Annotated in this window: 1 protein-coding gene; it reads right to left on the bottom strand. The window is 63.3% G+C overall.

All coding sequences use genetic code 11. The annotated features are described in order from the left end of the window. Positions 1-278, bottom strand: a 278-nt coding sequence (locus SB725_RS30920; protein ID WP_410923192.1) for a hypothetical protein, incomplete at both ends; no start/stop codon positions are given.

Genomic DNA, 278 nt, shown 5'->3' with positions numbered 1-278 from the left:
GACAGACAACGCGGGCAGCGGATTGATGACCCGGACGATGATGGCGCGGCCTTGGTCGGCGCCGGATCAGGCTTGCTCGGTTCGCCCATCAACGATTCGATCGCGTCGTGCAGGTCGTGGCGAGCTTCGGTTGCAGAGGACGCGTAGGCAGGTTCTTCGCGCCGGCCGAACGGCGGATAGCTATCGCCCGATTCGACGCTGGCTTCATGCGCCGTGTGGACGACGTGATCGGGATACGGGGCGAACGCTTCCCATTCTTCGAATTCGTCGACATCGAC

Origin of the sequence: Pseudomonas sp. SIMBA_041 (genome assembly GCF_046535095.1) — a bacterium.
GTDB classification, from domain to species: domain Bacteria; phylum Pseudomonadota; class Gammaproteobacteria; order Pseudomonadales; family Pseudomonadaceae; genus Aquipseudomonas; species Aquipseudomonas mucoides.
This window is presented reverse-complemented; position numbering and strand designations above follow the sequence as displayed.